The organism is Streptomyces sp. ActVer (genome assembly GCF_027270795.1).
Classification (GTDB): domain Bacteria; phylum Actinomycetota; class Actinomycetes; order Streptomycetales; family Streptomycetaceae; genus Streptomyces; species Streptomyces umbrinus_A.
This window is the reverse complement of record NZ_JAPWHT010000262.1, coordinates 1-14,179: the sequence shown is the minus strand read 5'-3', so window position 1 is coordinate 14,179 and position 14,179 is coordinate 1. Positions and strand designations below refer to the sequence as shown.

At 70.7% G+C, this 14,179-nt stretch carries 11 protein-coding genes, 1 tRNA gene and 2 pseudogenes; 9 read left to right on the top strand and 5 right to left on the bottom strand.

Translation table 11 applies throughout. The annotated features are described in order from the left end of the window. Window positions 1-848, bottom strand: a pseudogene (locus tag O3Q52_RS33505) (hypothetical protein); the annotation flags it as partial. Between the two features lie 133 nt (window positions 849-981). Here O3Q52_RS33505 and O3Q52_RS33500 point away from each other — a divergent pair. Next, window positions 982-1,443, top strand: coding sequence for an SRPBCC family protein (locus O3Q52_RS33500; RefSeq protein WP_269652422.1), 462 nt, complete (start codon window positions 982-984; stop codon window positions 1,441-1,443). A 49-nt stretch (window positions 1,444-1,492) separates the two neighbouring features. Continuing rightward, window positions 1,493-1,564, top strand: a tRNA-Val gene (locus O3Q52_RS33495). A 64-nt stretch (window positions 1,565-1,628) separates the two neighbouring features. Here O3Q52_RS33495 and O3Q52_RS33490 read toward each other — a convergent pair. Continuing rightward, window positions 1,629-2,354 (bottom strand): 3'-5' exonuclease, encoded by a 726-nt coding sequence (locus O3Q52_RS33490; protein WP_269652421.1) that lies wholly within the window; start codon window positions 2,352-2,354, stop codon window positions 1,629-1,631. 168 nt (window positions 2,355-2,522) lie between these two features. On the opposite strand from O3Q52_RS33490, the gene O3Q52_RS33485 reads away from it, so the two are divergent. From O3Q52_RS33485 to thrS, 3 genes are all read left to right on the top strand, one after another. After that, a complete protein-coding gene (locus O3Q52_RS33485; protein ID WP_151482575.1) occupies window positions 2,523-3,089 on the top strand; it encodes a DUF4365 domain-containing protein in 567 nt (188 codons plus the stop codon). Then, window positions 3,086-4,309, top strand: a complete 1,224-nt coding sequence (locus O3Q52_RS33480) for a hypothetical protein (protein WP_269652420.1) — start codon at window positions 3,086-3,088, stop codon at window positions 4,307-4,309. The genes O3Q52_RS33485 and O3Q52_RS33480 overlap by 4 nt, the downstream gene beginning before the upstream one ends. A gap of 155 nt (window positions 4,310-4,464) precedes the next feature. Then, window positions 4,465-6,441, top strand: coding sequence for a threonine--tRNA ligase (gene thrS / locus O3Q52_RS33475; protein WP_269652419.1), 1,977 nt, complete (start codon window positions 4,465-4,467; stop codon window positions 6,439-6,441). Window positions 6,442-6,594: 153 nt separating this feature from the next. On the opposite strand, the pseudogene O3Q52_RS33470 reads toward thrS, so the two are convergent. Beyond that, window positions 6,595-7,233: pseudogene (locus O3Q52_RS33470) on the bottom strand (potassium channel family protein); the annotation flags it as partial. 67 nt (window positions 7,234-7,300) lie between these two features. Here O3Q52_RS33470 and O3Q52_RS33465 point away from each other — a divergent pair. After that, the gene (locus O3Q52_RS33465; protein WP_269652418.1) at window positions 7,301-7,861 is read left to right on the top strand and encodes an HIT domain-containing protein; all 561 of its coding nucleotides are present in this window, start codon (window positions 7,301-7,303) and stop codon (window positions 7,859-7,861) included. A 110-nt stretch (window positions 7,862-7,971) separates the two neighbouring features. On the opposite strand, the gene O3Q52_RS33460 is transcribed toward O3Q52_RS33465, so the two are convergent. Both O3Q52_RS33460 and O3Q52_RS33455 read right to left on the bottom strand, forming a co-directional pair. Next, window positions 7,972-9,639 carry a hypothetical protein gene (locus O3Q52_RS33460; protein ID WP_269652417.1) on the bottom strand — a complete coding sequence of 556 codons (1,668 nt, stop codon included), beginning with the start codon at window positions 9,637-9,639 and terminating at the stop codon, window positions 7,972-7,974. Window positions 9,640-9,808: 169 nt separating this feature from the next. Continuing rightward, window positions 9,809-12,016 carry an elongation factor G-like protein EF-G2 gene (locus O3Q52_RS33455; protein WP_269652416.1) on the bottom strand — a complete coding sequence of 736 codons (2,208 nt, stop codon included), beginning with the start codon at window positions 12,014-12,016 and terminating at the stop codon, window positions 9,809-9,811. Between the two features lie 217 nt (window positions 12,017-12,233). On the opposite strand from O3Q52_RS33455, the gene pgsA reads away from it, so the two are divergent. The 3 genes from pgsA to O3Q52_RS33440 all read left to right on the top strand — a co-directional run. Next, complete coding sequence (pgsA, locus tag O3Q52_RS33450; protein WP_269652423.1) at window positions 12,234-12,995, top strand: phosphatidylinositol phosphate synthase; 762 nt, start codon at window positions 12,234-12,236, stop codon at window positions 12,993-12,995. Then, window positions 12,992-13,918, top strand: coding sequence for a phosphatidylinositol mannoside acyltransferase (locus O3Q52_RS33445; RefSeq protein ID WP_269652415.1), 927 nt, complete (start codon window positions 12,992-12,994; stop codon window positions 13,916-13,918). The genes pgsA and O3Q52_RS33445 overlap by 4 nt, the downstream gene beginning before the upstream one ends. After that, the coding region (locus tag O3Q52_RS33440) for a glycosyltransferase (RefSeq protein ID WP_269652414.1) at window positions 13,915-14,179 on the top strand (265 nt) is incomplete at its 3' end. The genes O3Q52_RS33445 and O3Q52_RS33440, both read left to right, overlap by 4 nt.

Sequence of the window (14,179 nt, the reverse complement as noted above, 5' to 3'; positions counted from 1 at the left end):
GCGGGGGCCGCCGCCGCCCGGGCGGCCGCGCGCGGACCGGTGGCCTCCCACGAGAGCCAGCCGGCCGCCAGAAGGCCCCAGGCGCCCGTCCCGTACGCGCCGACGGCGGCGACGACACGTACGGACCGCACGGACACCGAGAGGGCCACGACCGTGTCGAACGCCGCCGTCACCAGCAGCGCCGCCGTGATCGTGTGATGACCCGCACCGGCCGCCACGACCCAGAGCAGCAGCGGGAGTTGGGCCGTCGCCATCGCCGCCGGGAGCGGCAGACGCAGGGCGCCGAGCGAGCGCCCGTACGCCGCCCACAGCACGGCCAGGAGCGCCGTCGCGGCGGCCGCGTACCCGGTGCCGTCCACCTCCGGGAGGGCGACCTCGTGCAGGGCGTAGGCGTCGAGCACCGTCAGCACCAGGCCGAGGCCCGCCACCGACTCGGCCGTCGAGCGGAGCCCGCGCTTCAGCAGCGGCACGGGGGCGGCGATCGCGGCGAAGGTGACCGCGCCGAGGATCGCCGCCCGGCCCACGATGCCCAACTGCCCCCAGCTGACCAGCGTGAACGCGATCGCCGCGACGGTCAGCAGGACACCGCCGAGCACGAGCAGCACGTTCTGCACACCGGGGGCCGTGGCCTCCGGCTGCCGGGGTCGGGGCGCAGGTGCCGGCCAGCCGGCCGGGGTCTGCGCCGAGGCCTGGGCCGGGCCCCAGGCCGGTGCCGGTGCCGTGGCAGACCGGAGCACACCGAGCAGCCAGGACCGACGGGCCAGCAGTTGGGCCCGGCGCGCGTCCAGTTGCCGCAGCTCGTGGTCGAGGATCCGCAACTCCTCGGCCGGTGGCGGAATGTTCGTCATGCTTCGGAGTGTGGTCCGGGTCACGCCGTACGGCATGAGCGCACGTACTCAGGAGGTACTCAGATCAGGACATCCCGAGGTGCGGAGGTCCCGGCTCTGCCCGGGCAGAGCCGCGGACCGGCAGACTCGGCACATGGACTGGACGCACTACCGCTTCCGCAGCCTGTGGAGGGTCACCGCCCCGCTCGGCGAGGTCTACGAGGCGCTGGCCGACGCCGAAGGCTATCCGCGCTGGTGGCCGCAGGTGCGCGCGGTGACGCCCCTCGACGCGATCAGCGGCGTCGTCCGCATCCGCTCGGTGCTGCCGTACGACCTGGTGTTCACCGGGCGCGAGGTGCGCCGCGACCCGGCGGCCGGGGTCCTGGAGATCGCGATGACCGGCGACGTGGACGGCTGGGCGCGGTGGACCCTCGCCACCGACGGGACCGGCACCCGAGCCCGCTACGACCAGGAGGTCCAGGTGACCAAGCCGCAGCTGAGACGGTTCGCCGTGCCCGGACGGCCCGCGTTCCGCGCCAACCACGCGCTGATGATGCGGGCCGGGCGGAAGGGGCTGGTCGCGTACCTCCGGGGCACCCCTTCGCGGGAACCGTGAAGCGGTTTGAAGGAAACGCGAGGAGACCTGTATTGTTCAGTGCGTTCCCGGGCGATTAGCTCAGTGGGAGAGCGCTTCGTTCACACCGAAGAGGTCACTGGTTCGAACCCAGTATCGCCCACCGGGAAAGGCCGGTCCGTCACAGACGGACCGGCTTTTTTGTGTCGCTGCCGACGGGGTGCGGCTCAGGCCGCCGCCGACAGTTCGGGGCGCAGCGGCCACGCCGGATCGACCGCCTCCTCCGTGCCGCTGCGCGCGAACCACGCCTGGAGGCCGCGCGCCTGGGCCGCGTGCCAGACGGCCTGCAGCGTGTGCAGCTCGGCCGTCGAGAGCCGCTCCAGCCGTGTCGCGAAACGGCGCCCGACCGCCCGTACGACCTCCAGTGAGGCCAGTGCGTCGGCCGCCGCGTCATGCGCTCCCGTCAGCTCCACGCCGTAGTGCGCGCAGAGGTCCGTGAGTGTGCGGCGGCCCTTGCGGTAGCGGTCCAGGTGTTTGTCGAGGACCCGCGGATCGAGGACGCGCAACGGCACGCTCTCGAACCAGTGGTCCAGGGAGGACGCCCGGTGCCTGCGCAACTCCCGGTCCAGGAGCGTCAGATCGAAGGGCGCGTTCATCACCACGAGCGGGCGGCCCGCCGCGCTCTGTTCGGCCAGTTCCCTGACTATCTCGTCCATCACCGGCGACGGCCAGCGGCCGTTCAGCCGGAGATGCTCATCCGTCAGCCCATGTATCGCCGTGGCCCCTTCGGGCACCTGCACTCCCGGATTGACCAGCCAGCGGCGCACGCGCGGGCGGCTTCCGGGAGCGTCCTGGACGACGACGGCGGCCGACACGATCCGGTCGGTCTCCACGTCCACACCCGTCGTCTCGGTGTCGAACGCGGTCAAGGGGCCCTCGTACCAGCACGTCATACGCACACAACTCCTCGTTCACCTTCGGCAGTTGACGCGCCGTCCCCTGCCCTTTTTGTGATACCCGGGCTGTTTGCGCCGTACGCCGGAAGGAGACAACAGAGGTACGGGTCTTTGCAGTTCAGCGGCCCGCAGCGGGGATTCACCTGATTCGGAAGGCTGTTGGACATGGCGCTCGCGCAGCCCGAGCAGGGCGGGCTGCTGCCCCAGAGGACGGCACCGCATCGAGGCTCACTGGCCACCACGGCGTGCATGGAGACACTGCAGGTCGGTTATCTGCACGCGGTCGCGGCGGCCGCGGGCTGTTCCCTGTCCCAGCCCTTTCCGGACAACGGCATCGACTGGCACGTCAGCCACAGCGCCCCCGGGCACACGGTCGACGACGAAGTCACCATCAAGGTGCAGCTCAAGTGCACGTACCAGATCCCGCCGAACCCCCCGGGCCCCGCCTTCTCCTTCACGCTCGACAACGCCCACCTGGAGAAGCTGGCCCGCACCCCGGTCTCGGTGCACAAAATACTGGTCGTGATGCTCGTGCCCAGATCACAGGACGACTGGCTGCGTGCCAGCCACGACCGCCTCGATCTGCGGCACTGCTGCTACTGGATCAACCTCGCCGGACACCGGATCACCGGCCGGCGCAGGACCACCGTGCGGATTCCGACCTCTCGCGTCTTCGACGACCGCGCGCTCTGCGAGATCATGACGCGGGTCGGAACGGGAGGCAGACCGTGACGCACCGCCCCACCGACGAGCCCCTACGCCCCGTCAGGCCCCACCCCGTCGAAACACCGGGCCTGTGGGACCAGCCGCCCCGGCCCGACCAGGTCGACCCGACCGTCCTCGGTGCGCTCCTGCACCGGCACGGCTGGCAGCGCCGCGGCGGAGCCCCCGGACGGTACGGCCGCTGGACCCCACCAGGGCCCGGCGGCTCCGGCACCAGCCTGCTGGTCCCGGAGAGCCGGGCCTTCCCCGACAGCGAGGACCTTCTCGCCGAAGCCCTCGTCGCGCTGTCCCGCAGCGCCTCGCCCTCCGCCCGTGACGTCCTGGTCGGCCTCGCCGTGCCCAGCGACGAGATCCGCTGGTGGCGGGACGTACCGACGGGTCCCGTCGGCGTCTCGCCGTGGACCGTCGAGGAACAACTGCGCACGGCGGCACGGCAGATGCTCCTCGCGGGCGCCCTCGCCGCGCGTGCACGTGCCGGCTACTACGGCGCCCGCCACCGCAGGCCCGCAGCCACGTCCCTGGAGAACGTGCTCGTCGGAGCCGCCCCCGGCGGCCGCCGACTCACCGCCTTCGTGCCGGTCGCCACCGGCCGGCCGCTCGCCGTCCGCCTCCACCAGGCGTTGTACGCGGCCCGCGAGGCCATCGACTACAAGCGCGCGACCGGTGGCATGGACGCCTTCGACGGAGCCGTCGAGGCGGGCGTGAGCCATGAGCTCACCGAGGCGCTGGCGTCCCTGGTGCGCGGCACCGAGGGCGCCCGGATCGCCGTCGAGTGGGCGCCCGCCGCCGGTGTGCCCGAGGGGTGCGCGACACCTGCCGAACCGGTCGAGTTCTCGCCCGGCGACCTGCCCGCACTCCGCGAGGCCGGCGCCCGCTATCTGCGCGAGGAACCCTCCGTGCCCGTGCGCATCACCGGAGCCGTGGTGCGGATGCGCAGGTCGGGGCCGCGCGGCGACGGGAGCGTACGGATGCGGGTCATCGCGGGAGCCGAGGTCCCGCACGTACGGATGACGCTCGACGAGGAGGCGTACCGGATAGCGGGGCACGCCCATCTGGTCGGGCTGCCGGTGCGGGTGCACGGGCGGCTGGAGAGCCGGGGCGGATTCCGGCGGCTGACCGGGGCGTCCGGCGTGGCGCCCGTGCAGGTCGACGAGGCGGAGCGGGACCGGCTGATGAAGTCGCTGCAGGAGAACCTCGACTTCTTCGAGGAGGCGTGCAGCGGGGACTGAGGTTCCCCGCGGAGGCGTGCGGCGCGCGCGGGACGGGTGGAGGGCCGGGCAGAGGGAACCGTTTCGCGAGGGGTACCCCGGGCTCGGTACGATCGCCCTTGTATTACGCGTGCGCCAGACGACCGCGCGCGTTTCCCTTCAGGCAGGAGAGTCCGGTGTCAGACGTCCGTGTGATCATCCAACGCGATTCCGAGCGGGAAGAGCGCGTGGTGACGACGGGCACTACGGCGGCCGAGCTCTTCGCCGGTGAGCGCACCATCGTCGCGGCCCGCGTGGCGGGCGAGCTCAAGGACCTCGCGTACGAGGTGAAGGACGGCGAGACCGTCGAGAGCGTGGAGATCTCCTCCGAGGACGGTCTCAACATCCTGCGCCACTCCACCGCGCACGTCATGGCGCAGGCCGTGCAGGAGCTGTTCCCCGAGGCCAAGCTGGGCATCGGCCCGCCGGTCAAGGACGGCTTCTACTACGACTTCGACGTGGAGAAGCCGTTCACGCCCGAGGACCTCAAGGCCGTCGAGAAGAAGATGCAGGAGATCCAGAAGCGGGGGCAGAGGTTCTCCCGTCGTGTGGTCACCGACGAGGCCGCGCGTGAGGAACTGGCGGACGAGCCGTACAAGCTGGAGCTGATCGGGCTGAAGGGCTCGGCCTCTTCGGACGACGGCGCGGACGTCGAGGTCGGTGCCGGCGAACTCACCATCTACGACAACCTCGACGCCAAGACCGGCGACCTGTGCTGGAAGGACCTCTGCCGCGGTCCCCACCTGCCGACCACCCGGAACATCCCGGCGTTCAAGCTGATGCGCAACGCCGCCGCGTACTGGCGGGGCAGCGAGAAGAACCCGATGCTCCAGCGCATCTACGGCACCGCGTGGCCGTCGAAGGACGAGCTGAAGGCGCACCTGGAGTTCCTCGCCGAGGCCGAGAAGCGCGACCACCGCAAGCTCGGCAGCGAGCTCGACCTGTTCTCCATCCCGGAGCAGATCGGCTCCGGCCTTGCTGTCTTCCACCCCAAGGGCGGCGTCGTCCGCCGGGTCATGGAGGACTACTCGCGGCGCCGCCACGAGGAAGAGGGCTACGAGTTCGTCTACACCCCGCACGCGACGAAGGGGAAGCTCTTCGAGACGTCCGGGCACCTGGACTGGTACGCCGACGGCATGTACCCGCCCATGCAGCTCGACGAGGGCGTGGACTACTACCTCAAGCCCATGAACTGCCCGATGCACAACCTGATCTTCGACGCGCGCGGCCGCTCCTACCGTGAACTGCCGCTGCGCCTCTTCGAGTTCGGGACCGTGTACCGGTACGAGAAGTCGGGCGTCGTGCACGGTCTGACCCGTGCCCGGGGCTTCACGCAGGACGACGCGCACATCTACTGCACCAAGGAGCAGATGGCGGAGGAGCTCGACAAGACGCTCACCTTCGTCCTCGGCCTCCTGCGGGACTACGGTCTGACCGACTTCTACCTGGAGCTCTCCACCAAGGACCCGGAGAAGTTCGTCGGCTCCGACGAGATCTGGGAGGAGGCCACCGAGACGCTGCGGCAGGTGGCCGAGAAGCAGGGTCTCCCGCTGGTTCCGGACCCGGGCGGCGCCGCCTTCTACGGCCCGAAGATCTCCGTCCAGACCAAGGACGCGATCGGCCGCACCTGGCAGATGTCGACCGTGCAGCTCGACTTCAACCTGCCGGAGCGCTTCGACCTGGAGTACACGGGCCCCGACGGCACCAAGCAGCGGCCGGTGATGATCCACCGAGCCCTGTTCGGATCGATCGAGCGCTTCTTCGCGGTCCTCCTCGAGCACTACGCGGGCGCGTTCCCGGCGTGGCTGGCGCCTGTCCAGGCGGTCGGCATCCCGATCGGCGACGCGCACGTGGACTACCTGCAGAAGTTCGCCGCCGAGGCGAAGAAGCAGGGCCTGCGGGTCGAGGTCGACTCGTCCTCCGACCGTATGCAGAAGAAGATCCGCAACGCCCAGAAGCAGAAGGTGCCCTTCATGGTCATCGCGGGCGACGAGGACATGGCCAACGGCGCCGTCTCCTTCCGCTTCCGCGACGGCTCCCAGGAGAACGGCATCCCGCTCGAAGAGGCCATCGCGAAGATCGCGAAGGTGGTCGAGGAGCGGATCCAGGTCTGATCGCGGACGCGGGCCCGATCCCCGTACGCGAGCGCCCGGCCGTACGGCCCTGAAGGCGCCCGGAGGCCCCCGGGGAGCTCCGCTCTCCGGGGGCCTCTCGCGGTTCACAGGGGGCGCGGCGGGGCGATCGTCCGGCACGGGGGCCGCTGCCCGGCGCTCGTCCTCGCTGGAGAACACCTGCAGCAGCCACGCCGAGAACGACCCCGTCACCGCGCCGAGCAGCGCGAGCCCGCAGGCCATCAGGCCCACCGCGATCACGCGTCCGGCGGTCGTCACGGGAGTCACGTCGCCGTATCCCACGGTCGCGAGCGTGGAACAGGTCCACCACACCGAGTCCCCGAACGTGCGGATCGTCGCGCCCGGCGCCGCGTGCTCCTGCTGGTACACGGCGAGCGCGCCCGCGAAGCCGAGCAGGGCCACCGAAAGACCCGCGTACGTGATCACGCGCGCGTGCAGGGAGAGCCGCGGCCGTCCCTGCCGACGCTGGACGGCCTCGTACACCTTGACCACGCGTACGGGACGCAGCAGGGGCAGGACCAGGACGACCGTGTCCAGCCAGTGCGTCCGTACGAAGCGGTGGCCCTGGCCGCTCAGCCGCCAGCGCACGGCATAGTCCACGGCGAACATCGCCCAGCTCCCCAGGGTCACCGCGAGACACAGGTCCCGCCACGCCTCGGGCAGACCGTGGGCGAGGACATGGATCGCGTACGAGGTGAGGAACAGCATCGAGGCCACGGCGAGCGGGACCTCCACGCGGTGTTCCCAGCGGGTCGTGCGGCTGTCGTCGTCCATCGCCTCAGCTTGGCCGGGGGCCCTTTCACGTGGTACCCGGCGACACGCCGCGAACGGGCGAAGCCATATGCTGCACCACATGACGAGTGAGCCGGAGCAGCAGATCGGAGTCGGCACACAGGACGCGTTCCAGCGCCTGTGGACGCCCCACCGGATGGCGTACATCCAGGGCGAGAACAAGCCCACCGGTCCCGGGGCCGACGACGGCTGCCCGTTCTGCTCGATCCCGGCCAAGTCCGACGAGGACGGGCTCGTCATCAAGCGTGGCGAGCAGGTCTACGCGGTGCTCAACCTGTACCCGTACAACGGTGGGCACCTGATGGTCGTGCCCTACCGGCACGTGGCGGACTACACCGACCTGACCGTGGCGGAGACCGCCGAGCTCGGCGAGCTGACGAAGCAGGCGATGACCGCGCTGCGGGCCGCCTCCGGTGCGCACGGCTTCAACATCGGGATGAACCAGGGCACGGTCGCGGGCGCCGGCATCGCCGCCCACCTCCACCAGCACATCGTGCCCCGCTGGGGCGGCGACACCAACTTCATGCCGGTGGTCGGCCACACGCGGGTACTGCCCCAACTACTCGCGGACACAAGGAAGATGCTCGCGGAGGCTTGGCCGACGCCCTGAGCATCTAAGGCACGCCGGGAGCATTTAAGGGGCGCGGGGAACTGCGCGACCAGCCCCCCCACGACCCGCACGATCCCCAACGCACCTGACCCCGCCGAACCGCCGGAGGCCTACGCGTCGTAGACGTCCGCCTTCCTCGGTGACGCGTCCTGGATCGCCGTGCTCAGGAACGACGAGCGGTTGCCGAACTTCTCCGTGTCGACGCCGTTCTCCTTGAGGACCTTGATGGACGCCGCGTGCACGACACGGAGCACCGGCGTAGCGGCCCGCAGCGCGTCGTCGGCCATGAAGCGGTGCCGCCAGGGCTGATCGGCCCACGCGTGCCGCAGACCGAACGGCTCCGGGAGCGCCAGGCTGCCGCCGAGCCAGTTGAGGAGCGGCGGGTACCAGGTGATCGGGGCGCGCACCGCGAGGCGCACCACCTCGTCCGTCTCGACGAGGGGCAGCTTCTTCGCGCGGGTCTCCCAGGGCTTGAAGGGCTTGGCGATCGGCTTCGTCTTCGCCGAGGGCTTGGTCGTGAACAGCGAGTGCACGGGCCCGAGCGCGTGGCCGGTGACCTCGATGCGCAGGGTCTCGTGCAGCACGGTCACCGTGATCAGCATGGTGATGACCAACTGGCCGTCCCAGAGCGTCCACTGGATCCCGAGGTAGTGCCGGTCGCCGCTGCCGAACTGCTGCTTGTTGCAGATGTCCTGGATGGCGTGGTTCTTCACCTGGTACGCGTCCACGTCCGTGCCGCCGGGCCGGGACACCGAACCGGCGTTCTCCCCGATCGGGGTGACCACCCAGTGCTTTATCGAGGGGCGCGGGAAGCCGCCGGTGTTGAGCGGGCCGCGCTCCAGCATGCGCAGTTGGTCGTGGATCGACCGGATGACGTCCCAGCTGCGGAAGGGGTGGATCTCCTTGCTCTCGTCGAGCGGCACCAGATCCTCGGCGAGCTGCCAGCTGCCCCAGCGTGTGCCCATGCCGAGTATGCCCTTGGGGCCCGCGTAGAAGACGGAGTTGGACTGCTGTTCCGCGCTCAGCTTGGCCAGGTTCTGGCGCAGCGACTCGGCCGCCGTCTCGCCGGGGCTGCCCGGTACCGCCTCGGGGATCTTGGCGCCCACACCGCCGCCCGACAGGAGGCCCTCCCAGCGGGCGCGCAGGTCCTTGGCCGTGCGCTCGCAGATCTGCTGGGCCCAGAACCAGCCGACGACCGGCATGACGATCGCCGCGCGTGCGTACCAGGCCCAGAAGCCGCCGAACGGCAGCCGGAGCAGAAAGATCACGGCGAGCGCGCCGAAGGCGATGAGGAGGGTGGTGGCGAGGGCGGAGGCGCGCTTGTCCTCACGCTTGGCGATCATCGTGCGGATCTGGAAGACCAGCAGCCAGGCGATGAGCCCGGGCAGGAAGATCAGCCCGCACAGCACCGTCACCGCCGTCAGCCAGTTGTCGCGCTCCCTGCGGATGCGGTTCGCCGCCAGACAGTGCTCGACGACGACCTGTGGCTCGGTGCCGAACGACTGGATCAGCGCGTTCCGGCCGCTGCCCAGCATGCGGTCGTGCACGGCCCGCGCGAACGCCTCGCCCAGGTTGGGCACGAAGAGCTTGAGCTTGCCCGCCTTGACCGTCGACTTGTGCCATTCGTTGTTGGCTTTGAGGATCTCCCCGACCTCGTTGTCCCGGTACGCCGCCGAGGCCAGGGCGAATGTCGCCGCCGTCTGGCCTGCGGCACCCGAGAGCGGGACCTGTGCCCCGGGCCTGAAATCGAATCCCTCGTCCGCCACTGCCGCCCCCATCGCCGCCGTGCTCCGCTGCTGCGGCTTTTCCCGACTTCCGTGCTCCGCACACCTGTTGATCAGGTCATCGTCTTGATCAGGTTCTCAGAGTATCCGCCGGGACCGACATCCGTCGGCGGACAGCACAAGCTGCCCGCCGACCCGGAGGGGTGATGGAGCGGTGTTCCAACTAGGGATTTCCCTGCGCCTGTTCGCGGATCTTCTCCGCCAACTGCGCAGGCATCGGCTCGTGTCGGGCGTATGTGCGGTTGAAACGCGCGGTGCCGTGCGAGAGGGAGCGCAGGTCGACGCCGTACCGCCCGATCTCGATCTCGGGGACCTCGGCCCGTACGAGCGTGCGGTTGCCGCCGGCCTGCTCGGTGCCGACCACGCGGCCGCGCCGACCGGACAGGTCGCTCATCACGGCGCCCACATATTCGTCACCGACCAGGACCGTCACCTCGGCGACCGGCTCCAGGAGATGGATCCGGGCGTCGACCGCGGCCTCCCGCAGGGCGAGCGCTCCTGCGGTCTGGAACGCGGCGTCCGAGGAGTCCACCGAGTGCGCCTTGCCGTCGAGCAGTGTGATCCGGATGTCGATCAGGGCATAGCCCGCGGCCACGCCCTTGGCGGCCTGCGCGCGCACGCCCTTCTCGACGGACGGGATGAACTGCCGGGGCACGGCCCCGCCGACGACCTTGTCGACGAACTCGATGCCGGAGCCGCCGGGCAGCGGCTCCACCTCGATCGCGCAGATCGCGTACTGCCCGTGCCCGCCCGACTGCTTCACATGACGGCCGCGCCCGGCCGACCTGTCGGCGAACGTCTCCCGCAGGGAGACCTTGTGCGGTACGACATCGACCTGGACGCCGTAGCGGCTGCGCAGCCGTTCCAGGGCGACGTCCGCGTGAGCCTCGCCCAGACACCACAGGACCACCTGGTGAGTGTCCTGGTTCTGTTCGAGCCGCATCGTCGGGTCCTCGGCGACCAGCCGGCCAAGGCCCTGCGACAGCTTGTCCTCGTCCGCCTTGCTGTGCGCCTGGATGGCGAGGGGCAGCAGCGGGTCGGGCATCTCCCACGGCTCCATGAGCAGCGGGTCGTCCTTGGAGGAGAGTGTGTCGCCGGTCTCTGCGCGGCTCAGTTTGGCCACGCAGGCGAGGTCGCCCGCGATGGCGTGCGTGAGGGCACGCTGCTGCTTGCCGAACGGCGCGGACAGGGCGCCGATGCGCTCGTCGATTTCGCGGAGGGCACGGCCCTCGTGGCCGCGGTCGGCGAGCCCGTGTCCGGAGACGTGCACCGTCTCGTCGGGGCGCAGCGTCCCGGAGAACACGCGGACCATCGACACCCGGCCGACGTACGGGTCGGACGCGGTCTTCACGACCTCGGCGACCAGCGGTCCGTCCGGGTCGCAGGCCTTCACCTGACGGGCTCTGCCGTCCGGGGTGGTGACCGTCGGGGCCTCACGCTCCAGCGGGGTCGGGAAGCCGCCGGTGACCAGCTCCAGGAGCTCCACCGTGCCGAGGCCCTGCTTGGCTCCCTCGGCGGCGGGCGCGGCGGCCAGCACCGGGAAGAAGATCCCGCGCGCGACGGCCCGTTCCAGGTCCTGCACGAGTGTCCTGAAGTCGAGTTCCTCGCCGCCGAGATAGCGGTCCATGAGGGTCTCGTCCTCGCTCTCGGCGATGATCCCCTCGATCAGCCGGTTCCGGGCCTCCTCGATGAGCGGCAGCTGCTCGGGGCCCGGCTCGGACTCCTTGCGCTCCCCGGAGGAGTAGTCGAACAACCGCTGCGACAGCAGCCCGATCAGCCCCGTCACGGGCGCGTGCCCGTCGGGGCCCTGCGGGCCGTGCAGCGGCAGGTACAGCGGCAGCACGGCGTCGGGGTCGTCGGCCCCGAAGGCCTCCGCGCAGGTCCGCGTCATCTCGTCGAAGTCGGCCCTGGCCGACTCCAGGTGCGTGATCACGATGGCCCGCGGCATACCGACCGCCGCGCACTCCTCCCACACCATGCGCGTCGAGCCGTCCACCCCGTCCGAGGCCGAGACGACGAAAAGGGCCGCGTCCGCCGCTCGCAGACCGGCCCTCAACTCGCCGACGAAATCGGCGTATCCGGGTGTGTCGAGAATATTGATCTTGTATCCGTCCCAGTCGACGGGTACCAGGGAGAGCTGTACCGAGCGTTGCTGCCGGTGCTCGATCTCGTCGTAGTCGGAGACGGTGCCGCCGTCCTCCACGCGGCCCGCCCTGTTCACCGCTCCCGCCGTCAGCGCGAGAGCCTCCACCAGAGTCGTCTTGCCCGATCCGGAGTGGCCGACCAGCACCACATTCCGTACGGACGCGGGGTGGTCGGCCGCCGTAGCCCTGCCGGCGGCTCCGGGGTGTGCATTCGCCTTGTCGCCCATGGCCTTGCCTCCCGTGCACGGTGAGGTCACTGTGGGCGCGGACGCGCGGCGCCGCGTGCGGTGGCGGCTCCGATGACGCCCGCGGTGTCTTCGAGCTTTGCACTCGTGTCACGGTGCGTCCATACAACGGACGCGATCGCGCCGTCCCACGGATGTCATCAGGACGTGACCCGGGGCGCGGGTGCCCGACCGTCGCACAAGCGCACGCGTGGCTACGATGGGCCAGCCGGCGGCCAGCAGGGGCCGCGCGGCCACACCGACCCTCGGGAAGGCCATGCTGAACAAGTACGCGCGTGCATTCTTCACGCGTGTCCTCACACCGTTCGCCGCGTTTCTCATCCGCCGGGGGGTAAGCCCCGACACGGTCACCCTCCTGGGCACGGCCGGAGTGGTGGCGGGCGCACTGGTCTTCTACCCCAGGGGAGAACTCTTCTGGGGCACGATCGTCATCACGCTGTTCGTGTTCTCGGACCTCGTCGACGGCAACATGGCCCGCCAGCTGGGCCGCTCCAGCCGCTGGGGCGCCTTCCTCGACTCGACGCTCGACCGGGTCGCCGACAGCGCGATCTTCGGCGGATTCGCACTCTGGTACGCGGGCGGGGGCGACGACAACGTCCTGTGCGCCGTCTCGATCTTCTGCCTGGCCAGCGGTCAGGTGGTGTCGTACACCAAGGCCCGCGGCGAGTCGATCGGACTGCCCGTCGCCGTCAACGGCCTCGTCGAGCGCGCCGAGCGCCTGGTGATCTCGCTGGTCGCGGCCGGTCTGGCGGGCTTCCACAAGACCTTCGGCGTGCCCGGTATCGAGATCCTGCTGCCCATCGCGCTGTGGATCGTCGCCGTCGGCAGTGTCGTCACGCTGATCCAGCGCGTCGTCACGGTCCGCCGGGAGTCCGCCGAGGCGGATGCCGCGGCCGAGGACTCTCCCTCCGCCACCACCTCGCCGGACAACGCCTCGCGGAGCAGCGAGGCCACACCGTGAGCGGTCTGAAGGGCCAGCTGACGTACGCGGCGTACGCAGCGGGCTGGGGAGCCGTCAAGAAGCTCCCCGAGCCCGTCGCCGTGCGCCTGGGCCGGACCATCGCCGACGTCGCCTGGAAGCGGCGCGGCAAGGGCGTACGACGCCTCGAATCCAACTACGCGCGCGTGCTGCCCGACGCGACCCCGGAGCAGCTCAACGAACTCTCCAGGGCCGGCATGCGCTCGTACCTGCGCTACTGGATGGAGTCCTTCCGGCTGCCCGCCTGGAGCAAGGAACGCATCAAGGGCGGCTTCGACGCGAAGGACATCCACAACCTCACCGACGCGCTCGCCTCCGGCAAGGGCGTCATCCTCGCGCTGCCGCACCTGGCCAACTGGGACCTCGCCGGCGCCTGGGTCACCACCAAGCTGGAGACGCCGTTCACGACGGTCGCCGAGCGGCTGGAGCCGGCGAAGCTGTACGACCGGTTCGTCGCCTACCGCGAGAGCCTCGGCATGGAGGTCCTGCCGCACAGCGGCGGCACCGCGTTCGGCACGCTGGCCCGGCGGCTGCGCGACGGCGGCCTCGTCTGCCTGGTCGCCGAGCGCGATCTGTCCGCCTCCGGGGTCGAGGTCGAGTTCTTCGGAGACGCGACCCGGATGCCCGCGGGCCCGGCGCTGCTCGCCCAGCAGACCGGCGCGCTGCTGCTGCCGGTGACACTCTGGTACGACGACTCGCCCGTGATGCGGGGCCGGGTCCATCCGCCCGTCGACGTCCCCGAGTCAGGTAGCCGGGCCGAGAAGACGTCTGTCATGACGCAGGCGCTGGCCGACGCCTTCGCCACGGGTATCGCCGACCATCCGGAGGACTGGCACATGCTGCAGCGCTTGTGGCTCGCCGACCTGGAGCCCCGCTCCCGGCCGGCCGAGGGGGAACAGCCGTGAGAATCGGCATCGTCTGTCCGTACTCCTGGGACGTGCCCGGGGGAGTCCAGTTCCACATCCGCGATCTGGCGGACCACCTCATCGGCCTCGGGCACGACGTGTCCGTCCTCGCCCCGGCCGATGACGACACCCCCCTTCCGCCGTACGTCGTCTCGGCGGGCCGCGCCGTCCCGGTGCCGTACAACGGCTCGGTCGCGCGCCTCAACTTCGGGTTCCTGTCGGCCGCGCGGGGGCGCGCCGCGGCGGCCGTGGACAACCCGG

Bases quoted from the DNA above. Each gene is read 5' to 3' on its own strand.
- O3Q52_RS33500 (WP_269652422.1), top strand. From the start codon at position 982: ATGGACTGGACGCACTACCGCTTCCGCAGCCTGTGGAGGGTCACCGCC.
- O3Q52_RS33490 (WP_269652421.1), bottom strand. From the start codon at position 2,354: ATGACGTGCTGGTACGAGGGCCCCTTGACCGCGTTCGACACCGAGACG.
- O3Q52_RS33485 (WP_151482575.1), top strand. From the start codon at position 2,523: ATGGCGCTCGCGCAGCCCGAGCAGGGCGGGCTGCTGCCCCAGAGGACG.
- O3Q52_RS33465 (WP_269652418.1), top strand. From the start codon at position 7,301: ATGCTGCACCACATGACGAGTGAGCCGGAGCAGCAGATCGGAGTCGGC.
- O3Q52_RS33460 (WP_269652417.1), bottom strand. From the start codon at position 9,639: ATGGGGGCGGCAGTGGCGGACGAGGGATTCGATTTCAGGCCCGGGGCA.
- O3Q52_RS33455 (WP_269652416.1), bottom strand. From the start codon at position 12,016: ATGGGCGACAAGGCGAATGCACACCCCGGAGCCGCCGGCAGGGCTACG.
- pgsA (WP_269652423.1), top strand. From the start codon at position 12,234: ATGGGCCAGCCGGCGGCCAGCAGGGGCCGCGCGGCCACACCGACCCTC.